Source organism: Corynebacterium sp. HMSC06G04, from assembly GCF_001807365.1.
GTDB lineage: Bacteria > Actinomycetota > Actinomycetes > Mycobacteriales > Mycobacteriaceae > Corynebacterium > Corynebacterium simulans.
Map to the genome: position 1 here is coordinate 100,163 of NZ_KV788618.1, position 23,693 is coordinate 123,855.

Here is a 23,693-nt window from a genome sequence, read left to right on the forward strand (position 1 = left end):
ATCTGTGTGGTCCGGACGTGTTCTTCATCTTTTGACGTGTTCTTGCTGTTCCCAAAACTTGTGAAGACCTTGTTTTACGGTGTCAATATCTTTTTGGGTGCCGAGTAGCTCGAAGTGATACAGCTCGGGCACGTGGCACTTGGCGGAAATGATTTGGCCGGCTACGCAGTAGGCGTTTCCGAAATTGGTGTTTCCTGAGGAAATGACGCCGCGGATAAAGGATCGATTGATTGGGTCGTTAAGGAAAGTGATGACCTGTTTAGGAACCGCGCGTTTGAGAGAGCCGCCTCCGTAGGTGGGGACGACGAGTACATACGGGTGTGAAACCTGGATCATTCCGTTTTTCTTGGGCCGTAGTGGAATTCGCACTGCGGGTCTGCCTAGGCGTTCAACAAATCTTTTTGTGTTTTCAGAAACGCTCGAAAAGTACACCAAATCTGGTGAGTCTGACATAGCAATCCTGCTCATCCTGGCCTGAGCCATTCGTGGGATATGTGATATCCGAAAGCGTAACTACGTGTGAGCGTAGTTGCAAACTACGTTGCAACGTATATTTTAAAAGGGCAGGTAATGTTAGGTTTAGGTGGAGGGGGATGGCTTTTATGGGGTATGAGGAGCTACAAAAACTGCGTCGGTAGCCGGGCGTCCGAGCAGTACCCACGGAGTGCTACCAAATACTCGCACTTCGAGTGATTCTGAAAAGGGGGCTCCTTCGCGCGTGTCTAGAACGGCACCCGTGACGATGCCGTGTTCTTTCAGGAAAGCTAGTAGTTGTGGGTCGGAATCGGAGATTCGTTCAACGATCACCTGAGATTGTGCTCCGCTGTCAGAGAGCCGGTGTGCACGAGGAATCGTGATGTTCCCATCAACTGTGGGAATAGGATCGCCGTGTGGATCCCTACTGGGAAAATTGAGGAACTTGTCCACGCGCTCTATCAGCATGTCCGACACTGCGTGTTCGAGGTTTTCTGCTTCGTCATGGACTTCGTCCCATGTATAGTCCAATGCCTGTACCAAGAAAGATTCAAGCAATCGGTGACGGCGCACCATATCCAATGCATACTGTCTACCCCGATCGGTGAGCTCCACTGCTCCGTAAGGTGTGTGTGATACCAACCCTTGCTTGGTCATTTTGCGCACTGCATCGGAGACTGAGGAGAGTTTGAGCCCTAACTGTGCTGAAATAAGCGTGGCGGTTACGGGCTCAGATGACCATTCCTTTAGCCCCCAGATGGCTTTCAAATAATTCTGTGTGCTAGTGGAAAGCTCGGAAACAGACATGGGGAAATCTTAACCCAGCACCTTAGTGTGTGCTGACGTAGCGCTCCCAACGCTCATAGCGAACAGGGGCCAAATTTGAGAAGAATGTCGGTAAGGTGGGGCCAGTTAAAAATTCTTCAATTGAAGGAGCATCATTAATGTCTGAGAAGATTTCAATGAACTCATCCGCTACTGGTATGAGCCTGGGCGATAGCGTCTATGAGCGCCTCTTGCGCGAGCGCATTATCTTCCTGGGAACCCAGGTGGATGATGAGATTGCGAACAAGCTGTGCGCCCAGATTCTCCTGCTGTCCGCAGAGGATCCCACGCGCGATATTTCGCTTTATATCAATTCGCCGGGTGGCTCCGTTACCGCGGGCATGGCCATCTACGACACGATGAAGTACTCGCCGTGCGATATTGCCACCTATGGCATGGGTCTGGCAGCTTCCATGGGCCAGTTCTTGCTCTCCGGCGGCACCAAGGGCAAGCGCTACGCTCTGCCACATGCTCGCATCATGATGCACCAGCCTTCCGCTGGCGTGGGTGGCACCGCTGCTGACATCGCCATCCAGGCCGAGCAGTTTGCGCAGACCAAGCGCGAGATGGCTGAGCTCATCGCTGAGCACACCGGCCAGTCTTTCGAGCAGATTACCCGCGACTCCGACCGTGACCGTTGGTTTACTGCACAGCAGGCCAAGGAGTACGGCATCGTCGACCATGTCATCGAATCCGTCAACGGCCCGATCAACAACTAGGGATTAAGGAGATCCACTACTATGTCTAATATGCAGATGCCTTCTTCCCGCTACGTCCTGCCGGAGTTTGTCGAGCAGAACGCACAAGGCTCTAAGACCACCAACCCATACTCCAAGCTCTTTGAGGAGCGCATCATCTTCCTAGGCACCCAGGTTGATGACACCTCGGCGAATGACATCATGGCGCAGCTGCTGGTTCTGGAATCCCAGGATCCTGACCGCGACATCACCATGTACATCAACTCCCCGGGCGGCTCCTTTACTGCGCTGATGGCCATCTACGACACCATGCGCTACGTCCGCCCAGACGTGCAGACCGTCTGCCTGGGCCAGGCTGCATCTGCTGCAGCCGTCCTGCTGGCTGCGGGTGCTCCGGGTAAGCGCGCTGCGTTGCCGAACTCCCGCGTGCTGATTCACCAGCCTCGCACCCAGGGCACCCAGGGCCAGGTCTCGGACCTCGAGATTCAGGCCAACGAGATCGAGCGCATGCGCCGCCTCATGGAGACCACCCTCGCTGAGCACACCGGCCGCACCGCAGACCAGGTCCGTGAGGACACTGACCGCGACAAGATCCTGACCGCTCAGGAAGCCGTTGAGTACGGCATCATCGATACCGTCTTTGATTACCGCAAGCTCAACGCCTAAAACCAGTAGTTAAGCTAAAGCCCTTGCACCGTATTCGTGGTGCAAGGGCTTTGGTTTTAGTTCTATAGGGCTTGGAGTATCACCCAAGTCCGTCCTACGGGTGGATGTGTTTAGGCAGCCGCCACATCAGCACAACGCTGGAGATGATAGCGATAGTGCTGAAAATGAATAGGCCTGGGTATGGCGCCTCGATTGGGATACTGAAGGTGTATGCGGCCCGGTTTATCACGATTGCTAGGAAATAGACGAGGAGAATGCCTCCAGCGGCGGTGATGGTTCGCATAGCAATACTTCTATTATCAAGCGCTTTGAAGAGCAGTCCTATCGCCGTGCCAGCATAGCCCGCACCGTTGGGGCCGATAACGCCGTAGATTCCGGGGGCTAGTGCTTCGGCTAGAAGCGGTGCGACGAAATCCTCGTGTAATGCGGCACGATGCTTTTCTGCAACGCGGGTGCGGTCGCCGGGGGCGAGCTGGCCGGACATGATCATGTCGCGGATGCCGCTGGCGAGTTGTTGGTAGAGGGGGGAGGTTGATGCTCCGACCCTTGGTCGATTCGGCTGCAAATATGGGTGTGAACGGTTTCGCAGTGCGGGGCCGTGACGTGGATTTTCTGCAGCTGCGTGTCTTAACAATTATTTCGGGCAACCAACCGATTTGTTGTTACCGAGAATTAGTGGTCAACTATTTATATGTCAGATCACAATACGCAGCTGTCTGGCGCGACAGCACATAAAGCGGAGTCTGAAGAAAGACTGTTCTTCGGGCATCCGTGGGGCCTAGCCAACCTCTTTGGCATCGAGATGTGGGAGCGTTTCAGCTTCTACGGCATGCAGTCGATCGTCTTGCTCTATATGTACTACTCCGTTACCGATGGCGGACTGGGCATGGACAAGACCGCTGCAACGTCGGTGGTTGGTGCCTACGGCGGTCTGGTCTATATGGCCTGCCTTCTGGCCTCTTTGGTTGCAGACCGAATTTTGGGCCCGGAGCGCACCCTGTTCTACTCCGCGAACCTGGTGATGCTCGGCCATATCGCTCTGGCGTTTATTCCGGACGTTATTGGTCTGGCGATTGGTTTGGTTCTCATCGCCATCGGCTCCGGCGGCGTGAAGACCACCGCCCAGGTGGTGCTTGGCTCGCTATATAGCCGTGATGACACCCGCCGTGACGGTGGTTTCTCCATCTTCTACATGGGTGTCAACATCGGCGCTCTATTCGGCCCGTTGATCACAACGATCATGTGGGGCTGGAAGGGATTCCACTGGGGCTTTGGCCTCGCGGCAATCGGCATGTTCGCGGGCCTGATTCAGTACACCCTGATGCGCAAGTCCACCATCAAGGATGCAGGCCACGAGGTCCCGAACCCTGCTAGCAGCAAGCAGATGCTGCTCGGCCTAGCTGCCGTCCTTGGCATCGTGGCAATTGCGGTAAGTTCCATCGCAACCGGCGTTATCAAGGTCGATTGGCTATCCAACATCGTCACCGTCGTTGCGCTGTTGGCGGCAATCGTATTGTGGTGCCAGATGTACTTCTCCGAGCTGGTTGATGCGGAAGAAAAGAAGCGTCTGCTGGGATTTATCCCACTGTTTGTCTCTGGTGTTTTGTTCTTCGGTATCTTCCAGCAGCAGTTCACCGTCATGACCATCTACGCGGACGTGCGCTTGAACCGTAACTTCTTCGGCATCGAGATTCCGCCGTCACTGGTGCAGTCCTTCAACCCGATCTTCATCGTGATCTTCTCTGCGATTTTCGCAACGATGTGGACCAAGCTCGGTAACCGTCAGTGGTCCACGCCAGTGAAGTTCGGCGCCGCGAACATCATCATCGGTATTTCCTTGTTCTTCTTCCTGCCGTACTCCGGTACCGGTGCAAATTCCACGCCGATGTTTGCCATCATTGGCATCCTCTTCCTGTTCACCATGGGTGAGCTTTTGCTGTCCCCGGTTGGTAACGCGCTTGCTACGAAGGTCGCGCCACGTGCCTTCCCCTCCCGCATGATGGCGGTGTGGATGATGGCCGTTGCCATGGGTACCTCCCTGGCTGGCTCCCTGGCTGGTTTCTACAACCCAGAGGACGCTGGCGCGGAGAATACCTTCTTTATCTCCCTGGGCATCGCTTCCATCGTTCTGGGTCTGCTGGTCCTGGCAGTCAGCCGCTGGGTGGTTAAGAACTTCGCCACCTTCCGCTAAAAAGGAGCCGATGCTTTCCGACGCCGTTGGTCTTAAGGCCCGCGGCGTCGTCGCCGTTTTCTTGGTCCCTGCGTTGCCTGCTGAAAGCAGACGCATAGTGTATGTGAACTGCGAAAAGGGAAGTCTCAAGGAGGGGTTGAGGCTGCGCCACGCGGAGGAATGAATGAGGGCGGTGTCGCGTTGATTTACTAAGGTGGAGGTATCTGTGGGACGCGCCCCTTTTTAAGGGCGCCGGATGCAAAGGATTGGCATCCTAGAATCTTCCCACCACAATCAATAATCAAAAGCGAGTGGAAAGACCTTAATGGCACGTATGCAAGAAAGCGCTGACCTGCTCAAGTGCTCCTTTTGTGGCAAGAGCCAGAAACAGGTGAAAAAGCTCATCGCCGGCGGCGGTGTCTACATCTGTGATGAGTGCATCGAGCTGTGTAATGAGATCATCGAAGAAGAACTCGGCGCAGCCGCCGCGGCTGACAATGCCGAGAAGGAAGTAAAGCTTCCGCGCCCTTCGGAGATTTCCTCCTTCCTTGATAAGTACGTCATCGGCCAGGACCAGGCCAAGCGCGTGCTTTCTGTGGCGGTTTATAACCACTACAAGCGCATCAAGGCAGAAGAAGCAGCGGGCCTGGAAAGCCGCCGCAAGAAGGTCGAGGATGAGGACGTCGAGATCGCTAAGTCCAACATCCTGCTGCTCGGTCCTACCGGTTCCGGCAAGACCTACCTAGCGCAGACGCTGGCTCGCATGCTGGATGTTCCTTTTGCTATCGCCGACGCCACCAGCCTTACCGAGGCCGGCTACGTGGGCGAGGACGTAGAAAACATTCTGCTTAAGCTCCTGCAGGCCGCAGACTTTGACGTAGAGCGCGCGCAGCGCGGCATCATCTACGTCGATGAGGTGGACAAGATTTCCCGCAAGTCCGAAAACCCATCCATTACTCGTGACGTTTCCGGTGAGGGCGTGCAGCAAGCCCTGCTGAAGATCTTGGAGGGAACCGTAGCCGCCATCCCGCCGCAGGGTGGCCGTAAGCACCCCAACCAAGAGTTCATCCAGCTCGATACCTCGAACATTCTGTTCATCGTTGCTGGTGCCTTTGCTGGCCTCGATAAAGTCATCGCAGAGCGCGTGGGCAAGAAGGGCGTGGGCTTTGGCGCGAAGCTCGAGACCGCCAGCGAGCGCGAGAAGCTCGACCTCTTCTCTGAGGTACGCCCTGAGGATCTCGTAAAGTTCGGACTAATCCCGGAGTTCATTGGCCGCTTGCCGGTTGTGGCCACCGTGGACAACCTCGATCGTGAGTCCTTGGTCAAGGTCTTGGTGGAGCCGAAGAACTCGCTCATCAAGCAATATCAGCGCCTCTTCGAGATGGATGGCGCGGAACTGGTCTTCGCAGACGAGGCCTTGGGCTCCATTGCCGAGCTCGCGCTCGAGCGCAAGACCGGCGCTCGTGGCTTGCGTGCCATCATGGAGGAGCTGCTCGTTCCCATCATGTATGACCTGCCAGACCGCGAGGACATCACGGCCGTGCACATTACCGAGGCCTGCGTTAAAGGCGAGGGCGAGCCGGAGTTTGTCTATTCTGACGCCGAAAAGGAATCTGCCTAGCTAACGCGTTTCCGTCTAACCCCACATGCTCAAAGAGCCGCCTTCTATAAGGCGGCTCTTTTAGGCTTTATTCGTAAATGTCCGATGTGGCCTGCTCCTCGTCGCTGGAGTAGATATCCTGCGGGCTAGCGTCGTTGTCTTCGTCGGCGGCGCTGGTGGTGAGGTAGGAGCCGTGCCCGGAATCCGGGATGTTGGCGGTAAGGAATGCCAGGACTGCGTCGACAGCCATGCGGTGCATGCCGTCGGTGTTTTCGGGGCTGCGCATGTCGATATCCAACAAATTCTGCATCATCGAGCGATTGGTCACGCGGTACATCGTGAGGGAGGCAATGAGGGTGAAGATATCGTTGGCCGAAATGCCCGGGCGGAAGGCGCCGGAGTCCTGGCCCAGCATCAAAAGTTTGTCCAAGTGAAGGGAAACTTCGGAGACGTCGATTAGCGCGTGGCCGCCATCAAGCGCGCCGGTGGAGGTCTCCATCGTCATCATGCGGATGGCCTCTGGGTGCTCAACGTGCTGCTTGAAAAGCCAGTCTACGAGCGTGCGTACCCCTTCCACTGGGACTGCAGAGTCCAGCTCAAGGCTGCCTGCCGGTGGGTTGAGGCGGCGTGCCGCAACCGCGAGGGCCTGCTGGTACAGGCCCTTTTTGTCTCCAAAGTGGTAATGGATCATGCGCTTGGACATGCCGGCGAGGCGGGAAATGTTGTCCAACTTGGTGTCAGCGAATCCCAACTTGGAGAACTGCTCGATGGCGACGTCGATTACTTTGTCGACGGAGCCCGTAAGCTCGGCGGTGCCGACGGAATCGGGCGAAGCCGAATCAGTGGCGTCCATGGTCATTGTTTCCGTCCTTGTAAGTCCTGTGCGAGATGAATCTGTTCCTTTAAGACTCTTTCTTTCTCCTTCCTATAGTGCCCAAAAACCAACTTTTCCGAGTTTCAAGTGAAAATAAAGTCATGAACTGCGGGATATTCGGGGGTAATTTTCGCAATTTTGTGATCTCGATTGACTCCAAAAGAGGGGAGTAACCTGCTGCATAAGTTCTGCGCGCAAGGCTAAGGTGGGCTTTAAGAACACGTTTGTTTCACCACATCCCGCAGGAGGATTGCACATGACTGAGTCAGCATTGAAGCCCGTCAAAGTAACCGTTACTGGAGCAGCCGGCAACATCGCTTATTCGCTGCTGTGGCGCATCGCTGCTGGCGACGTCTACGGAAAAGACACCCCGGTTGAGCTCGCGCTGCTGGAAATCCCTGACGCTGTAGGCGCCGCAGAAGGCGTGGCCATGGAGTTGGCTGACTCCGCTTTCCCGCTGCTGCGCGGCATCACCGTCACCGATGACCCAGCAGTGGCCTTCAAGGACACCAAGGCCGCCTTCCTCGTGGGCGCGCGCCCGCGTTCCAAGGGCATGGAGCGCGCGGACCTCCTCGAGGCCAATGGCGCCATCTTCACTGTCCAGGGCAAGGCCATCAACGATCACGCAGCGCGCGATGTCCGCGTGCTCGTCGTCGGTAACCCAGCCAACACCAATGCCTACATAGCCGCCCAGAGCGCACCAGACCTGGACGCCAGCCAGTTCAACGCACTCATGCGCCTAGACCACAACCGCACGCTCAGCCAGCTTTCGCTCAAGACCGGCACGCCAACCGCAGAGTTCACCAAGGTGGCCGTTTGGGGCAACCACTCCGCCACCCAGTTCCCAGACCTTAGCTACTCCAACGCGGAGGTAGATGAGAAGTGGTACACCGAGGAGATGATTCCGAAGGTGGCCAAGCGCGGCGCGGAAATCATCGAGGTCCGCGGTCATTCCTCCGCTGCTTCTGCTGCCTCTGCTGCAGTCGATCACATGCACGATTGGATCCACGGCACCGAGGATTGGCGCACCGCCGCGGTGGTCTCCGATGGTTCCTATGGCGTGGACGAGGGCCTTATTTTTGGTTTCCCCACCGTGGCCAAGAACGGCACCTGGGAAATCGTGCAGGGCCTAGAGCTTGGTAAGTTCCAGACCGAACGCATCCAGGCCAACGTAGAGGAGCTGCGCGCTGAGCGCGAAGCCGTCCAGCACCTGCTTTAATCGAGCAGCAGGTTATCGATAAGCCGCACCGGACCCACGAATGCGGCAACCAACGCTAGGGCAGGGCGCGCTGCAGCAGCCACCGGCGCCCGCGGTGCCGATCCCGCGGTGCCGATTTCGTCCAATGGGGGTGAGAAGCCAGTTGACCGACAGGGTAGACTTGTCCGGGTGACTGAGCAGAACAACGCTGTAGATAAAGAGCAACTAGTAGGCACTAACCGTGCTGACGCGCTTCCGAAGTCCTGGGAGCCGCAGGCGGTAGAAAAGGACCTCTACGAAGGTTGGGTCGAAGCCGGCTACTTCACCCCGGATGCCGCCAGCGAGGCAGAGCCTTATTCCATCGTGCTGCCGCCACCCAACGTGACCGGCCAGCTGCACATGGGCCATGCCCTAGACCACACCCTCATCGACTCCATCATTCGCCGCAAGCGCATGCAGGGTTATGCCACCCTGTGGCTGCCGGGCGCCGACCACGCGGGTATCGCCACCCAGACCAAGGTCGAAGCCAAGCTGAAGGAGACCGAGGGCAAAAAGCGCTGGGATTATGAGCGTGAGGAGTTCATCTCCAAGGTCTGGGAATGGAAGGAAGAATACGGCGGCACCATCCAGAATCAGATGCGTGCCATTGGTGACTCCGTGGACTGGTCCCGCGAGCGCTTCACCCTGGACGAGGGCCTGTCCCGCGCGGTCCAGACCATCTTTAAGCAGCTTTTCGACGCCGGCATGATCTACCAGGCCCACCGCCTGGTCAACTGGTCCCCGGTTCTGGAGACCGCGGTCTCCGACATCGAGGTTGTTTACAAGGACGTCGAGGGCGAGCTCGTGTCCATCCGCTACGGCTCGCTAAACGACGACGAGCCGCACCTCATCGTGGCCACCACCCGCGTGGAGACCATGCTTGGCGACGTCGCGATTGCCGTCCACCCCGATGACGAGCGCTACAAGGACCTGGTGGGGCAGGAGTTTGCCCACCCATTCCGTGATGATCTCAAGCTCAAGGTCATCGCTGATGATTACGTGGACATGGAATTCGGCACCGGTGCTGTGAAGATCACCCCGGCCCACGACCCGAACGACTACCAGATGGGCCTGCGCCACAACCTGGACATGCCCACCATCATGGACTCCACCGGCCACATCGCGAACACCGGCACCAAGTTCGATGGCCTGACTCGTGAGGAAGCACGCGTGGAGATCCGAGAGGCGCTGCGTGAACAGGGTCGCATCGTCAAGGAAATCCGCCCTTATGTCCACTCCGTTGGCCACTCCGAGCGCTCCGGCGAGCCGGTCGAGCCGCGCCTTTCCCTGCAGTGGTTCGTGGCGGTAGAAAAGCTGGCCAAGTACTCCGGCGACGCCGTGCGCGAGGGCGATACCACGATTCACCCGACCTCCCTCGAGCCGCGTTACTTCGAGTGGGTCGATGACATGCACGACTGGTGCATCTCCCGCCAGCTGTGGTGGGGCCACCGCATCCCGATCTGGTACGGTCCGGAGACCACCGACGCCGAGGGCAACACCACCCGCGATATCGTCTGCGTCGGCCCTGACGAGGAGCCGCCGGCAGGCTACGAGCAGGATCCAGACGTTCTGGATACCTGGTTCTCCTCTGCGCTGTGGCCATTTTCCACGCTGGGCTGGCCGGAAAAGACTCCGGACCTGGAGAAGTTCTACCCAACCAACGTGCTGGTCACTGCCTACGACATCCTGTTCTTCTGGGTCGCCCGCATGATGATGTTCGGCACCTTCGCTGGCGGCCAGACCCCGGAGTTGCTCAACGCTGGTGATGGCTCCGCGCGTGATGGCCGCCCACAGATTCCTTTCCACGACATTTACCTGCACGGCTTGGTTCGCGATGAGCAGGGCCGCAAGATGTCGAAGTCCCTGGGCAACGGCATCGACCCGATGGACTGGGTCCGCGACTACGGCGCGGATGCCCTGCGCTTTACCCTGGCGCGTGGCGCAAACCCGGGCGTCGACCTGCCGCTGGGCTCCGACGCTGCTGCGGCTTCCCGTAACTTCGCCACCAAGCTTTTCAACGCCACCAAGTTCGCGCTCATGAACGGCGCTGGCGTGGCGGAGCTGCCGGCACGCGAGGAGCTAACCGACGCCGACCGTTGGATCCTGGACCGCGCCGAAGAGGTCCGCGTCAAGTTCGACGCTTACCTGGATGACTACCAGTTCTCCAAGGCCAACGAGCTGCTCTACCACTACATCTGGGATGAGCTGTGTGACTGGTACCTGGAGATTGCCAAGTCCCAGATTCCGCGCGACGTCGATTCGGCAGATACGTCAGACGCGGAGCGGCTGACCGGCCGCAACACCCAGATCGTCCTGGGCCGCGTCCTCGACGTCGTCCTGCGCCTTTTGCACCCAACCATGCCTTTTGTCACCGAGGTCCTGTGGAAGGCACTTACCGGCGGCGAGTCAATCGTGATTGCCCCGTGGCCAACCGCGGCCGATACCAACGGCGGCATGGCTACCGACGAGGTTGCCGCTCGCCGTATCGCGGACGCCGACAAGCTCATCACCGAGCTGCGCCGCTTCCGCTCTGACCAGGGCGTTAAGCCTTCGCAGAAGGTTCCAGGCCGCCTGGACTTCGCCTCGGTGGACCTTGCAGGTCAGGAGAACCTGGTGCGCAACCTGGCTAATACCACCGTGCCGGAAGAGGGCTTTACCGCCTCTGCTTCCATCGAGGTTCGCCTTTCCCAGGGCACCGTCGAGGTCGCCCTCGATACCTCCGGCGCAGTCGACGTCGAGGCAGAGCGCAAGCGCCTGGAAAAGGATCTGGCCAAGGCCAACAAGGAGCTCGAGCAGACCGGCAAGAAGCTGGCTAATGAGTCCTTCCTAGCCAAGGCTCCGGAGGAGGTCGTGGAGAAGATCCGCACCCGCCAGCAGGTGGCACAGGAAGAAGTCGACCGCATCACTGCACGCTTGGAGGCACTTAAGTAGTGAGCAAGCGAGAAGATCGCGAGGAATACGAACTCGTCGACGCTCTGCAGGAGGGCACTGAGGGCGGACCCGTGGAGATCACGGAGTCCGGCCTGCAGCTCAACCTCGGCATGGGCGCGGAAGACGAGTACGAGGAAGCCGCTCCCATCGAGGTCAGCCCGGAGGAACTCGAAGCGCTAGCGCTTGTCGACGCCGAGCTCAACGCCCGCGCGCCCGAAACCCAGATCGCTCCGAGCCTGGAACGCATCCAGGCGTTGATGGATTTGCTGGGTAACCCGGAGAAGTCCTTCCAGGTCATCCACGTCGCGGGCACGAATGGCAAGTCTTCGACTTCCCGCATGATCGACTCCTTGCTGCGCGCCTTCCACCGCCGCGTCGGATTGGTGACGAGCCCGCACCTGCAGCTGGTCACCGAGCGCATCGGCATCGATGGCCGCCCGATTCACCCGCGTGACTTCGTGCGCATTTGGGGCGAAATCAAGCCTTATGTCGAGATGGTCGACGCGCGCTCGGACATTCCGATGTCCAAGTTCGAGGTGCTGGTGGCCATCTCTTATGCGGCCTTCGCCGACGCGCCAGTCGACGTCGCCGTGGTCGAGGTCGGCCTCGGCGGCACCTGGGATGCCACCAACGTGGTCAACGCCGAGGTCTCCGTCATCATGCCGGTGGGCCTCGACCACACCGACTACCTGGGCGATACCCTCGCCGAGATCGCGGGGGAGAAGGCCGGCATCATCAAGGCGCGCGAGCACGACGATGATGACGTCCTTGCCCCGCGCGAGAACATCGCCATTATCGCGGAGCAAGAGCCGGAGGCGATGTCCGTCATCCTGCAGCGCACCGTCGAGGTCGGCGCGGGCGTGGCGCGCTCCGGCAGCGAGTTCGCGGTGCTGGAGTCCCGCATCGCGGTCGGTGGCCAGCAGCTGAACATTCAGGGCTTGGGCGGCCTCTACGAGGACGTGTTCCTGCCGCTGCACGGCGAGCACCAGGCTAAAAACGCCGGCGTGGCGCTGGCTGCGGTCGAGGCCTTCTTCGGGGCGTCGGCAGGCAAGCCGCTCGATGCGGCCACCGTGCGCAACGGCTTTGCACAGGCCATCTCTCCCGGCCGTCTGGAACGCGTGCGCACCAGCCCCACGACCTTCGTCGATGCCTGCCATAACCCGCACGGCGCGAAGGCCCTAGGCGCGGCCCTTGACCGCGACTTCGACTTCGCGCGCCTCGTTGGCGTCATCAGCATCTTCGAAGACAAGGATGCCCTTGGCATATTGGAGGCCCTCGAGCCTTATCTCACTGAGGTCGTCATCACGCAAAACTCTTCTCCGCGCGCCCGCGACGCCTACGAGCTGGCAGAGCTCGCCCGCGACATCTTCGGCGAGGAGCGCGTCTACGTGGAGCCTGATCTGCCCGGTGCCTACGCGCAAGCAGTGGAACTGGCTGAGGATGCGGAAGTTCAGTCCGGCTCGGGTATCGTCATCACGGGTTCCGTCGTCACTGCCGGCGACGCCCGCGCGATGTTTGGAAAGGATCCCGCATGAGTCAGTCCCGCCGCACCAACCGCAACGAGGTGCCGGAATCTGAAATCAGTCCGCTCGGTCTCGGCAAGGCACCGGTCAAAGACCCGCTCAAGCAGTTTGGCGGGATGGTGGTGGCCAGCTCTCTGACCATGGAGCTGCTCACCCTCGTGCTGGCGCTGCCACTTTTGTACAAGCTTTACGACGGCACGCTGTGGACCCCGTTTAACTACTCCGTAGTGATTGGCCTGGCTGTGTTGCTGCTCGTTAGCTTCGCGTTCATGAACAAGCCGTGGATTGTCAACGCCATGATTGCGCTGCACGTGCTCGCTATCATCTTGGGCTTTATGATCCACTGGTCCATCGCGGCCATCTTCATCATCTTTGGCCTGCTGTGGCTTATGGCTTCTTACATGCGCGGCATCATCGTCGAGCGCATGAAGCGCGGATACCTCACCACCCAGCACCTAAACGCCTCGAAGTAGCCCAATGAAGCTGTCGTTCCTCGACCGTTTTCTGATTTTGTGGATTCTGCTCGCAATGCAGCCAGGAACTCGGCGGTTTCGTCGGGCCGACGCCTCGCTGCCGCGCTAAAAGCCACGTAGACTTTGCAGGCATGCGCTATCTCTACTTTTTCCTCGCGGCACTGGGCTGCATTGCGGCGTTGCTGCTGCGCGCAATGACCGGGCAGCCTTGGATGCCGCTGGTTGCGCTGCTTGCTGCCGCCGCGTTCCTGGTGCTCGGCCTGTGGCAATCGGCGCGCCCCGCCACGCCCGTTAGCGAAACAGATCTTTCAGAAGATCAGCGAGCCGAACTTAACCGACTGTTGGAAAACGGCCAGTTCGGCACCGCCGTAAAACAGGCGCAGCTGTGGTTTAAGGGGACCGATTACAACCACGCGGAGAAAATCGTGCGCGGGCTGAACCAAACATCTCACCCCTAGCGCGAGACGCGGCGGAATAGCTTTAGTACTATGGCAGCCATGACTGAACGTACACTCATTCTCATCAAGCCAGACGGCGTTAAGAACGGCCACGTCGGTGAAATCATCACCCGCATTGAGCGCAAGGGCCTGAAGCTGGTTGCTATGGATCTGCGCGTTGCAGACGAGGCTACCGCTAAGAAGCACTACGCAGAGCACGAGGACAAGCCATTCTTCGGTGACCTCGTTGAGTTCATCACCTCCGCACCGCTGGTTGCTGGCGTTGTTGAGGGCGAGCGCGCTATCGAGGCATGGCGCCAGCTGGCCGGCGGCACCGACCCAGTTTCCAAGGCCACCCCGGGCACCATCCGCGGCGACTTCGCTCTGACCGTCGGCGAGAACGTTGTTCACGGCTCTGACTCCCCAGAGTCCGCTGAGCGCGAGATCTCCATCTGGTTCCCGAACCTGTAAAAGCATCTAGCTTTTAGCCCGCATTCGCTTGGCGAGTGCGGGCTTTCTTCGTGCTTGGCGCCCTTTCTCCTTCGCTGGCGTCGTATCTGCACCGCGCCTGCGCAATTTGCCAAATATGCCGCCAAAACCACCCCGTTTCAGCGCACTATTTGGCAAAATGTGCGGCCCAAGCCCCAGCAGCCCTCAGCTAACGCCTCCGCGCCTCATGCATGCTCCGCACACCCAACTCGGTCAGCGTGACATCCCAGGTGCGAGTGTTATCGGAATGGCGCACACCGCGCAGCTTCACCACGCCGGTCTTTTCCAGCTCCAGCACGCGTTTTTCGAGGCCTTCCTCCTGCCCGGTGATGTAACCCAACTGCTTGACGCTCACGATATTGCCTTCCACAGCACCGGCTGCCACCAGCGCGGAGACAATATCGGCGTAGTCGGTTACAGCCTGCAAGGTCGTCTCGGTGATTCCCTCGATCGAAGAATGCTCCAGCGTCTTACGAATGCGCCGCCGCCCAGTGCGGTATGGGCCAGTAAACGAGGCCCAACCGCCAAGCGTGAACGCCGGCACCATGTAGATAGCCTTGCAGACAGTCAGCACGATGGGCGAGATAGTGACACCTGGGACGAGGCCGAAGTCATCGGCTAGCCACAGAATTGGCGCACCCACCACCGGCAGGAAGGGGCCGATATAGGCCAAGGAGGAGTAGTCGCCCGACTTATGCTCCTCGCGCACGGCCTGAATCATCTTAGGCTTTTTGCGCAGAATGTTGATGCCCGCCAGCACACTAAGCACGATACAAATGCCCACCAACACGGACTGGCCTGAATAGTGCCCCAGGTCTGGACTGGATAAAGCAAACGCGAGGGAAAGCGGAATCGAGCCGATAAAAATATCGCGCATCGAAATCTCATTACGGGCCCGAGCCTGCGCCACCGTGCGCGGTGCGTGCTCAGGAATTGAGAGTTCTTCTTTCTCTTCATGTGCTTCCATGTCCCACAGCTTGCCACAGGTGGCCTACATCTCGTGGGGCTTTGTTTGGCTAAAGCACAGCTTGCCGACGTCCTGTGCCACAATGGGAAACAGAAAATTTAATACCGCACCATACATTCCGGCCCCTCGTGTGGCTGCAGAAAGCGTGTGTCAGCCAAATCTGCTGATTATGTTGCCTGCGCCCGGGGATAGTGCCGCTGATTTTGTCAGGAGAAGGTCACCAGATGGCGACTAAGAAGACTACGAAGACTGCAAAGAAGACGAAAACTGAAAACTCATATGCTGCTGCAGCAGCTTTCGCCTCCAAGATTGACCGCGAAGCTTTTGCAGAAAAGACCCGCCTGTATGCGGTGGCAAAGCAGCTGGGGCTTAGCTCCAAAGAGCTCGTTGCTGAATACGCCGAGCTGGGCCTGAAAAAGGCCGCGCAATCCTCCCTCACGCGGGAAGAGGTAGGCCAAGTCCTCGATGCCATCATCGCCAAGGCGGGCGATGGCGAGGCCCAAGAAAACAAGCAAGAAAACAAGAAGGCTAAAAAGAAGAAGGCTGCCGCCGAGCCTGCTGAGGTCAAAGACGAGCAGGACGATGCCAAGCTGCGCGACCGCGTGCGCAAGAACGTCGCCAACGAGATTTCCCAGATTGAGGAAAAGATCGAGGCCGAGCTCGCCGAAACCGCTGAGGCCGTGGAAGACACCGCGCAGCCTGAAGAAGCTGAGCATGCGGACACGGGCACCGTCGACGTCGAGAAGCTGCATGAGGCGCTAGTTGAAGCCGGCGATGAATTCGACGAAGACGAGTATGCGCCCGTCGTTACGCCGATGCCGCAGGACGAGCCAGAGGTCTACGACTTCGCTCCTATCTTCATGGCACCGAAGTTGGAAAAGCCGCAGCCGCGTGAGACGGAGGAGATCTCCGAGGAAGCTCGCAGCGGTGGTCGCCGACGCGGTAGCCGTGGTACGTCCCGTGGCCGTGGGGCACAGGAGCATGAGCACGCGACCGAGACGATCGAGGAGCCCAAAGCAATCAAGGGTTCCACTCGCATCGAAGCGCAGCGCCGTCGTCGTGCCGAGCTGCGTGAAAAGGGCCGAGAGCGTCAGCACATCGTCTCCCAGGCGGAGTTCCTGGCGCGTCGGGAATCCGTCGAGCGCACCATGGTCGTGCGCGACAAGGAGCGCGCCGATGGCGCTGGCATCATCACGCAGGTTGGCGTCCTCGAAGACGATCTCCTTGTAGAGCACTTCGTCACCACTGAGGCCCAGGCCTCGCTCATCGGCAATATCTACTTGGGCCGCGTGCAAAACGTCCTGCCTTCGATGGAGGCTGCCTTCATCGACATCGGACAGGGCCGCAATGGCGTGCTTTATGCCGGTGAAGTGGATTGGCGTTCTGCTGGTCTGGGCGGCCGCGGACGCAAGATTGAAAATGCGCTCAAGTCTGGTGACCAGATTTTGGTCCAGGTGGCTAAGGACCCAATCGGTCACAAGGGCGCGCGTCTGACCACCCAGATTTCCCTGGCCGGCCGTTACCTGGTCTATGTCCCAGGTGGCCGCAGCGCGGGTATTTCCCGCAAGCTGCCTGTTCCGGAGCGCAAGCGCTTGAAATCCATTTTGGAGCGCGTTGTGCCTGGCGACGGCGGCGCAATCATCCGCACCGCAGCCGAGAACGTCTCCGAAGAGGCCATTTCCACCGACGTCAACCGCCTCCATGACCTGTGGGAGGACATCACTCGCCGCGCTGAGCACGAGAAGTCCACCAAGGGTGCCAAGCCGGTGACCATGTATGAAGAGCCGGATCTTCTGGTTAAGGTCGTCCGAGACCTTTTCAACGAGGACTTCACCAAGCTCATCGTTGACGGCAAGCGTTCCTTCAACACCGTCAGCGCCTATGTCGAGTCCATGGCGCCCGATCTCGCTGACCGCGTGGAGAAGTACGACGCACGCAGCAACGGCGGGGAAGACGCCTTTGTCACCTACCGCATCGATGAGCAGCTGCATAAGGCGCTCAGCCGTAAGGTATGGCTGCCTTCTGGCGGCACCTTGGTCATTGACCGCACCGAGGCCATGACCGTGATTGACGTCAACACCGGCAAGTTCACCGGTTCCGGCGGCAACCTGGAGGAGACGGTCACCCGTAACAATCTTGAGGCTGCCGAGGAAATCGTGCGCCAGATGCGTCTGCGTGATTTGGGCGGCATGATTGTCGTGGACTTCATCGACATGGTTCTGCCGGAGAACCAGGAGCTGGTTCTGCGCCGCCTCAAGGAGGCCTTGGGTCGTGACCGCACGCGCCACCAGGTTTCTGAGGTCACGTCGTTGGGTCTGGTACAGATGACCCGTAAGCGCCTGGGCACCGGCTTGGTGGAGACTTTCTCCACCGAGTGCGAGACCTGCCATGGCCGCGGCATCATCATCCACGAGTACCCAGTGGAAGAAGAGCAGGATACTCACGGCAGTCACGAGCACAAGGGACGCCGCCAGCGTCGCGAACGCCGTCACCCCGAACATGATCCGCAGCAGCATCCGGCTGCCGTTGCCATGCACCGCCACGAGGATGAGCAGGACCAAGAGCAACAGGGGGAAAAGAAGACCTCCATCGAGGAACTCGTAGCTGGCATCGTCGTGGGCGAGGAGGAGCAGGACGAGCAGAAGGGCAATAAGAAGCGCCGTAACCGTCGTAGTCGCCGCGTCCAGCGTGAGGAAAGGAAGCCTCAGGACGCTGGTACTTCTGCAGAAGACATCGCAAGCATCGGTTACGCTGCTGCCGATAACGCCGCAGAGCTTGACGACGTCGCGGAGTTCAGCTCGTACGTTGCCGACGAAGAAGAGCAGTCACGCGATGATAAGCGCAAGAGCGGACGCGGCCGTCGTCGTAGCGTGCGTTCGAATGCTCCGAAGCAGCAGACCTACGAGGAAGCCGTTGCAGAGTTCGAAGCTTCGCCGCGTCGCAAGCGCCGCACTCGTGGCAACTCGCGTTCCGACCACCGCCCGCAGCCACAGGACTTCCTAGCGCCGGCTGAAAAGGAAGCGCCCGCCGAGAAAACGGTGGAGAGCAAGCCGAAGGCTGAGCTAAAGCGAGTGCGTGGTCGTCGCCGCGTTGTTCGCCAGAGTGCTGCCAAACCAAAGAATAACCCCGTGGTAGAGCCCGAGGCAGAAGAAGCAGCAGAGCCTGCAGCTACCAAAACCAAGGTCATTCGCCGTGGCCGCAAGCGGGCGGTTCGCAAGGCGGTGGCTCGTAAGTCCGTGCAGCCAGCAGCAGAAAACACTCAGGAAAATCCGGCTAAGCAGAGCGAAAATCGCCAGGCTGAGCGGGAAAAGGGGAGTGCTTCTGGCAAGGGCAGCAGTGGGCGCGGACGGCGTCGCGTAGCACGGCGCAGCGCAAAGTAAGCCTTCGCCACGCGGGAGAGAAAATACGCAGTTTGTATTTTCTGCCCGTGACGGGGTAGTCTTTGACAGTCGCTGTTTAGACCACGAATGCGCTGCATCGGCCGAGTCGTTGTTTTGCGCGGGCGCCACACTTAGCGCCAGGGATAAACGCAATAAGTAATTGTCCATTCAGAAGTGGCTCACCCTGCCGCTTCTGAGCCGAGTTTAGATAAGGGGTAACCCTCTATGTACGCGATCGTCAAGACCGGCGGAAAGCAGTACAAGGTTGCTGAAGGTGACCTCGTCAAGGTCGAGAAGATCGAGGGTGAGCCGGGTACGTCCGTAGCTCTCACCCCGGTTCTGCTCGTCGATGGCGCAACCGTTAAGGCTAAGGCTGCTGACCTGGAGAAGGTCTCCGTCTCTGCTGAGATCGTCGAGCAGGGCAAGGGCCCGAAGATCGACATCTTGAAATACAAGAACAAGACTGGCTACAAGAAGCGTCAGGGCCACCGTCAGCCGCTGACCGTTCTGAAGGTAACCGGTATCAAGTAAGCCTTAACCGGCTCGAGAAATCCCTGAAGGAGGGAAAACCACATGGCACACAAGAAGGGTGCTTCCAGCTCCAGCAACGGTCGCGACTCTGAGTCCAAGCGTCTCGGCGTCAAGCGCTTCGGTGGTCAGCAGGTTAAGGCCGGCGAGATCATCGTGCGTCAGCGCGGCACCAAGTTCCACCCAGGTGAGAACGTTGGTCGCGGCGGCGACGATACCCTGTTCGCGCTCGAGGCAGGCGCTGTTGAGTTCGCTATCAAGCGTAACCGCCGCATCGTGAACATCGTTCCGGCTGAGCAGGCTGCAGTTGAGGCTTCTGCCTAGTTAATAACGTAAAAAGGTCTGATTCCGATTTTCGGAGTCAGACCTTTTTCGTTTTTGTATTTACGCCCTCTTTTTCAGGAAATTGTCTGACTTTACAAAAAAAATTAACTAAATAAGAAAAGATTCGATGTATTAATTCTCCTCGTATGTTCATCATATGGGTGGGAAAGGGTGAAAACGGGGGTAAAAGAGCTGGGTTTTGCTGCGTTATGGGTGGCGATTGTGTGGTTTTGTGGCCGAATAGTGCGGGTAAAGATGATTTCATAGTTTGTGGGGCTACGAACGATTTACTAGGATTGAACTGCTAAATATTCAGCGGGCGCTAATGTTAACGCCCTCGATGCCCCAGTTTGATGGGGGAATAGGATTCCCTATGTCTAAGTTCTCTATGCGCTTGGCAGCGGTTATTGCTGCAAGCACCGTTTCCGTCGCGGGCGCTGGATTTGCCGCTCCCGCACTTGCACAGACCACCTCCGAGGCCGGCGCTGAGGCGACCCCGGGGGCTGCGGCCGATGCCGACCTCGTTGATGCAAACCACGAAATCGAGCTCGTCATCAACAAGCGTCTGGGTGACCCTGGCTCACTCGATAACACCACCGCCCTCGGCGGCATCACTTTCAAAGTGGAGAAGGTGAACAACGTAGACCTGACCACCCAGGAAGGTTGGGCAGCCGCTGCTAATCTCACCGCTGCAACTGCCACCGATGTCACTGAAGTGGGCACCATTGAGACCAACGATCAGGGCACCGCTTCAATGACCACTGCTAATACTCCGGCATTCAAGGTCGGCCTCTACAAGATCACAGAGGTGCAGAGCGGTAACTACACCGCTGCCGCTCCGTTCCTGGTAGCGCTGCCGCACTCGGAGGATGGTAAGTGGTCTTATACCCAGACGGTGAGCCCGAAGAACCAGCAGGTTAACCCTTCCAAGCAGGTCGATGACACCAACGCCACCATCGGTTCTGATCTGCACTACACCATCAATGCCCCGGTTCCGGCTGGTGAGTTGAACCGCTTCAACATCGTTGACCCGCTGAATCAAAACCTCTCGCTCAAGGCTGACGGCATCACCGTCGAGGCACAGGGCGCTGCAGCTCCAACTTTGACGAAGGGCACTGATTACACGGTCAATACCGATAACAACACCCTGCGTATTGAATTTACCCAGGACGGCCGCACCAAGCTGCAGGAAGCTCGTAAGTCCGACCCAACCCTGAAGGTTGTGGCCGGCTTTAATGCCACCATCAAATCCATTCCGGCTGATACTGGCCAGATCACCAACAAGGCAACCATCGAGCTGCCGAACAACGCCACCGTTGATACCAACGGCGATGACCCGAGCACTCCGGATGTCACCGAAGATAACCCCACCTCGACCACCTTCGGTAACCTGACCATCACCAAGACCTCCACCAACGGCACTGACCCGCTAGCAGGTGCGGAGTTCGAGCTGTACCAGTGCAAGGTCTCCGACCAGGACTCCACCAAGTACGAGCTGCTGGGTGAAGCATTGACCGTTGCTACCGCCCAGGACGGTAGCCCGTCCACCAAGCTCACCACCTCCGGCGGTGACAACAAGTCCTCCAAGGCACAGGGCTACGGCGTGCCGATCAAGTCCTTCGCTGCAAACACCGGCACCACCAACAATGACTATTGCGTGCTGGAAACCAAGGCACCGGAAGGCTACGTCCGCAACCCAGAGCCGCAGCACGTGACCATCGACGTTAACGCACGCACCCTGGCAGTCAGCGTTGAGAACCAGAAGAACAACATCATCAACCAGCTGCCGGCAACCGGTGCATGGGGAATCCTGTTGGTATTCCTCGTCGGCTTGCTCCTGCTGGCTCGCGGTCTTTACACCTCTTACAAGGACAACCGCGCGCAGGCCTAAGGAGGCCATGTGAAGGGAAAGCGCAGGCGTAATCCACGCGGGGTTATCTACCTCGTCTTGGCGATGCTCGTGTTTCTCAGCCCCGTGGTGCTGACCCACTACAAAAATGTGGAGCAGCACCGCATCGCGGAGAACTATTCGCGCGGCGTCGACAAGCTGCCCGAGCGAGAGCGCGAGGCAGCTTTCGCCGAGGCGCAGGCTTATAACGCCCAGCTGCCAGAGGTGGGCGCTCCCGACCCATGGGTCAATGGAGTTGATACCTCCTCACCGGATTACCAGCGCTACCTCGACACGCTGCACCAGATTGGTGCAATGGCGCGTGTTCGCGTTCCATCAGTGGGCATCGACTTGCCCGTCTATCACGGAACGTCGACTGATGTTCTCGCGCATGGAGTGGGCCACCTCTACGGCACGGCGCTTCCCGTTGGTGGGGAAGGAAACCACGCGGTTCTTACCGGTCACACCGGCCTTGCCACCCTGACCATGTTCGACAACCTCACCCACATCAAAGTGGGGGATGTCTTCACGGTCGAGGTCATGGGTAAGACCATGGTCTACAAGGTGGACCAGATTGAGACGGTTCTTCCCGATCAAGTGGAGGCCTTACGTGCCGAAGAAGGCCGCGACTTACTGACCTTGGTGACGTGTACTCCGTACGGCATCAACAGCCATCGCTTGCTGGTCCGCGGCGAGCGTACCGAGCTACCCGCTGAGCTTGACCAGAGCTACCACTCGCCGTGGCAGCCATGGATGATCGCAGCCATTGTCATTGCGGCATTGGTACTGCTCTACCTGCTGTGGTGGTTCCTAACGGGCCGCAAACGGAAGAAAAAGAAGAAGAATTAGAGGAATCCTAACGTGACTACCAGAGGGCGATGTGAGGCATTGATGCGCTTGGCCGTTGGCCTGTTCTTTGCGTGCGCCTTGATCGTCGCTGTCTCGCCGGCGCCAGCGCATTCGGCAAGCACTGGTAGTTTGTCAGTTCACAAGAGCGCTGACCCCAAAGGCATCAACTCCAACGTTGGTGCTGTCTTCGTCGTCCGTCAGCTTCTTGGGCTGCCCTTGGCAAGCCCAGAAGAACTCGGGCAGATGGTTCAGGATAATCCTGCCTTGTTGACTTCGAAGCCTGGCATGGAGCTCGGGCCTGAAATTGTTGCAACTACTGATGAGACCGGTACTGCAACGTTTACAGGCTTGTCAGAAGGCGTGTACCAGGTGACCGAGCGACCCCAACGCACCGACAATTCCTACGAGGATGTGGCAAGCCCTTTCCTCGTCCCCGTAAAGAATGACGTGCAGGCTGAAATCAGTGCCAAAGCGCAGCCGGTGATTGTCGATAAAACAGTGGACGCTCGATCAGTCGAGGTTGGAGCTGTGTTGGACTATCGCATCAGGACGTCGCTGCCGCCTTGCGACGCCCAAGGAAAGCTCCACCAGTTTGTCGTGCTCGATGAGCTGGATCCGCGTCTTGCGTTTCGGCGTCTAAAGTCCATTACCGTGAGCAACCTCAATGGCTCGCGAACTTTGGAGGACGGGCGTGATTTTCGCACAACCCTTGACGGTAACTCAGTTGAGATCGTGATGGAACAGTCTGGTCTAGACATTCTGGCGAAGGCACGGCTTGGCAACCCGGAGACCCGTGTAGACATTCACTTGGAAGCAGAAGTGCGCTCTTCTGCAGCTGTTGGCGATGTCATCACCAACATTGCGCGCTTTAGCCCCGACGGCTACTGCCTACCACACCTAAGTCCTAGTGTTTCGACCTTGGCGTATTCCGATGCTAACGGCCGTCGAGTAACTGAGCGCGTTGTTCTTGCTGCGGCTGAACAGTGCCGTGGCGATCAGCCTGCCACTATCCAGTCCACTCCAGCGGAAGTCGTCGTTTTAGGCAAAGATCATCCGGTTGATGACAACGATGACGATAGCGATGGAAAAATCCGGCCGGGTTCCGAGTCTCATGGGCATCCCGATTCTCCGAGCAGCGGGGTAGTCGACGATGCTGGCAATGACAGCAAGGGCAACGGCGTCGGCGAGCAAGCAAAGCGTATTGCCGGCAAGATTGCCGACAACCTCGCAAGCACCGGCGCCAGCGTGATCGGCATCGTGCTCGCTGCGATTACCGCATTGGTGCTGGGCTTTATTCTCGTTCGCAGGCGCGACGAGGATGACGATGACAATGAAGGAGATGGTCGCGTATGAGGGTACG

The 23,693-nt window shown here is 58.6% G+C and carries 22 protein-coding genes; 16 read left to right on the top strand and 6 right to left on the bottom strand.

Annotated features, from left to right (window positions below; all coding sequences use genetic code 11):
• Window positions 1-24 precede the first annotated feature (24 nt).
• Both nrdI and HMPREF3158_RS08345 read right to left on the bottom strand, forming a co-directional pair.
• Window positions 25-453: a class Ib ribonucleoside-diphosphate reductase assembly flavoprotein NrdI gene (nrdI, locus tag HMPREF3158_RS08340; protein WP_246815603.1), complete on the bottom strand. Its 429-nt coding sequence runs from the start codon at window positions 451-453 to the stop codon at window positions 25-27.
• 147 nt (window positions 454-600) lie between these two features.
• Window positions 601-1,281, bottom strand: coding sequence for a metal-dependent transcriptional regulator (locus tag HMPREF3158_RS08345; protein WP_062037796.1), 681 nt, complete (start codon window positions 1,279-1,281; stop codon window positions 601-603).
• A 137-nt stretch (window positions 1,282-1,418) separates the two neighbouring features.
• Here HMPREF3158_RS08345 and HMPREF3158_RS08350 point away from each other — a divergent pair, with 137 nt between their 5' ends.
• Window positions 1,419-2,018, top strand: coding sequence for an ATP-dependent Clp protease proteolytic subunit (locus tag HMPREF3158_RS08350; RefSeq protein ID WP_062037799.1), 600 nt, complete (start codon window positions 1,419-1,421; stop codon window positions 2,016-2,018).
• Between the two features lie 21 nt (window positions 2,019-2,039).
• The gene (locus HMPREF3158_RS08355; protein ID WP_070498037.1) at window positions 2,040-2,663 is read left to right on the top strand and encodes an ATP-dependent Clp protease proteolytic subunit; all 624 of its coding nucleotides are present in this window, start codon (window positions 2,040-2,042) and stop codon (window positions 2,661-2,663) included.
• Between the two features lie 94 nt (window positions 2,664-2,757).
• On the opposite strand, the gene HMPREF3158_RS08360 is transcribed toward HMPREF3158_RS08355, so the two are convergent.
• Window positions 2,758-3,153 (bottom strand): hypothetical protein, encoded by a 396-nt coding sequence (locus HMPREF3158_RS08360; protein ID WP_070498039.1) that lies wholly within the window; start codon window positions 3,151-3,153, stop codon window positions 2,758-2,760.
• A 201-nt stretch (window positions 3,154-3,354) separates the two neighbouring features.
• On the opposite strand from HMPREF3158_RS08360, the gene HMPREF3158_RS08365 reads away from it, so the two are divergent.
• Both HMPREF3158_RS08365 and clpX read left to right on the top strand, forming a co-directional pair.
• On the top strand, window positions 3,355-4,854 hold the full coding sequence (locus HMPREF3158_RS08365; RefSeq protein WP_070498042.1) for a peptide MFS transporter: 1,500 nt from the start codon (window positions 3,355-3,357) through the stop codon (window positions 4,852-4,854).
• A gap of 304 nt (window positions 4,855-5,158) precedes the next feature.
• Window positions 5,159-6,454: an ATP-dependent Clp protease ATP-binding subunit ClpX gene (gene clpX / locus HMPREF3158_RS08370; protein ID WP_061924143.1), complete on the top strand. Its 1,296-nt coding sequence runs from the start codon at window positions 5,159-5,161 to the stop codon at window positions 6,452-6,454.
• A gap of 67 nt (window positions 6,455-6,521) precedes the next feature.
• Here the strand turns inward: clpX and HMPREF3158_RS08375 are convergent, their stop codons facing one another.
• A complete protein-coding gene (locus HMPREF3158_RS08375) occupies window positions 6,522-7,292 on the bottom strand; it encodes a TetR/AcrR family transcriptional regulator (RefSeq protein WP_082787679.1) in 771 nt (256 codons plus the stop codon).
• 271 nt (window positions 7,293-7,563) lie between these two features.
• Between HMPREF3158_RS08375 and HMPREF3158_RS08380 the strand changes: the two genes are divergently transcribed.
• Window positions 7,564-8,526: a malate dehydrogenase gene (locus HMPREF3158_RS08380; protein ID WP_070498044.1), complete on the top strand. Its 963-nt coding sequence runs from the start codon at window positions 7,564-7,566 to the stop codon at window positions 8,524-8,526.
• On the opposite strand, the gene HMPREF3158_RS13280 is transcribed toward HMPREF3158_RS08380, so the two are convergent.
• The gene (locus HMPREF3158_RS13280) at window positions 8,523-8,651 is read right to left on the bottom strand and encodes a hypothetical protein (RefSeq protein WP_256374589.1); all 129 of its coding nucleotides are present in this window, start codon (window positions 8,649-8,651) and stop codon (window positions 8,523-8,525) included. The genes HMPREF3158_RS08380 and HMPREF3158_RS13280 overlap by 4 nt on opposite strands.
• 43 nt (window positions 8,652-8,694) lie before the next feature.
• On the opposite strand from HMPREF3158_RS13280, the gene HMPREF3158_RS08385 reads away from it, so the two are divergent.
• The 5 genes from HMPREF3158_RS08385 to ndk all read left to right on the top strand — a co-directional run bounded on the left by HMPREF3158_RS08385 (window position 8,695) and on the right by ndk (window position 14,379).
• Window positions 8,695-11,475 (top strand): valine--tRNA ligase, encoded by a 2,781-nt coding sequence (locus HMPREF3158_RS08385; RefSeq protein ID WP_062043553.1) that lies wholly within the window; start codon window positions 8,695-8,697, stop codon window positions 11,473-11,475.
• Window positions 11,475-13,010, top strand: a complete 1,536-nt coding sequence (locus HMPREF3158_RS08390; protein ID WP_061924129.1) for a bifunctional tetrahydrofolate synthase/dihydrofolate synthase — start codon at window positions 11,475-11,477, stop codon at window positions 13,008-13,010. Before HMPREF3158_RS08385 ends, HMPREF3158_RS08390 begins: the two co-directional genes overlap by 1 nt.
• Window positions 13,007-13,471, top strand: coding sequence for a DUF4233 domain-containing protein (locus HMPREF3158_RS08395; protein WP_061924127.1), 465 nt, complete (start codon window positions 13,007-13,009; stop codon window positions 13,469-13,471). The genes HMPREF3158_RS08390 and HMPREF3158_RS08395 overlap by 4 nt, the downstream gene beginning before the upstream one ends.
• Before the next feature lie 131 nt (window positions 13,472-13,602).
• The gene (locus tag HMPREF3158_RS08400) at window positions 13,603-13,929 is read left to right on the top strand and encodes a hypothetical protein (RefSeq protein ID WP_070498047.1); all 327 of its coding nucleotides are present in this window, start codon (window positions 13,603-13,605) and stop codon (window positions 13,927-13,929) included.
• 39 nt (window positions 13,930-13,968) lie between these two features.
• On the top strand, window positions 13,969-14,379 hold the full coding sequence (ndk, locus tag HMPREF3158_RS08405; RefSeq protein ID WP_061924281.1) for a nucleoside-diphosphate kinase: 411 nt from the start codon (window positions 13,969-13,971) through the stop codon (window positions 14,377-14,379).
• A gap of 187 nt (window positions 14,380-14,566) precedes the next feature.
• On the opposite strand, the gene HMPREF3158_RS08410 is transcribed toward ndk, so the two are convergent.
• Window positions 14,567-15,364, bottom strand: coding sequence for a hypothetical protein (locus HMPREF3158_RS08410; protein WP_070498050.1), 798 nt, complete (start codon window positions 15,362-15,364; stop codon window positions 14,567-14,569).
• A 224-nt stretch (window positions 15,365-15,588) separates the two neighbouring features.
• Between HMPREF3158_RS08410 and HMPREF3158_RS08415 the strand changes: the two genes are divergently transcribed.
• From HMPREF3158_RS08415 to HMPREF3158_RS08440, 6 genes are all read left to right on the top strand, one after another.
• Window positions 15,589-18,744, top strand: a complete 3,156-nt coding sequence (locus tag HMPREF3158_RS08415) for a translation initiation factor IF-2 N-terminal domain-containing protein (protein ID WP_070498053.1) — start codon at window positions 15,589-15,591, stop codon at window positions 18,742-18,744.
• A gap of 225 nt (window positions 18,745-18,969) precedes the next feature.
• Window positions 18,970-19,275, top strand: a complete 306-nt coding sequence (gene rplU, locus HMPREF3158_RS08420; protein ID WP_061924117.1) for a 50S ribosomal protein L21 — start codon at window positions 18,970-18,972, stop codon at window positions 19,273-19,275.
• A 42-nt stretch (window positions 19,276-19,317) separates the two neighbouring features.
• Complete coding sequence (gene rpmA / locus HMPREF3158_RS08425; protein WP_005531747.1) at window positions 19,318-19,596, top strand: 50S ribosomal protein L27; 279 nt, start codon at window positions 19,318-19,320, stop codon at window positions 19,594-19,596.
• A gap of 373 nt (window positions 19,597-19,969) precedes the next feature.
• Window positions 19,970-21,487, top strand: coding sequence for a SpaH/EbpB family LPXTG-anchored major pilin (locus HMPREF3158_RS08430; RefSeq protein WP_070498054.1), 1,518 nt, complete (start codon window positions 19,970-19,972; stop codon window positions 21,485-21,487).
• 9 nt (window positions 21,488-21,496) lie between these two features.
• Complete coding sequence (locus HMPREF3158_RS08435) at window positions 21,497-22,333, top strand: class C sortase (protein WP_246816199.1); 837 nt, start codon at window positions 21,497-21,499, stop codon at window positions 22,331-22,333.
• Window positions 22,334-22,345: 12 nt separating this feature from the next.
• Window positions 22,346-23,686, top strand: a complete 1,341-nt coding sequence (locus HMPREF3158_RS08440) for an isopeptide-forming domain-containing fimbrial protein (RefSeq protein ID WP_141741028.1) — start codon at window positions 22,346-22,348, stop codon at window positions 23,684-23,686.
• The last annotated feature ends 7 nt before the right edge of the window (window positions 23,687-23,693 follow it).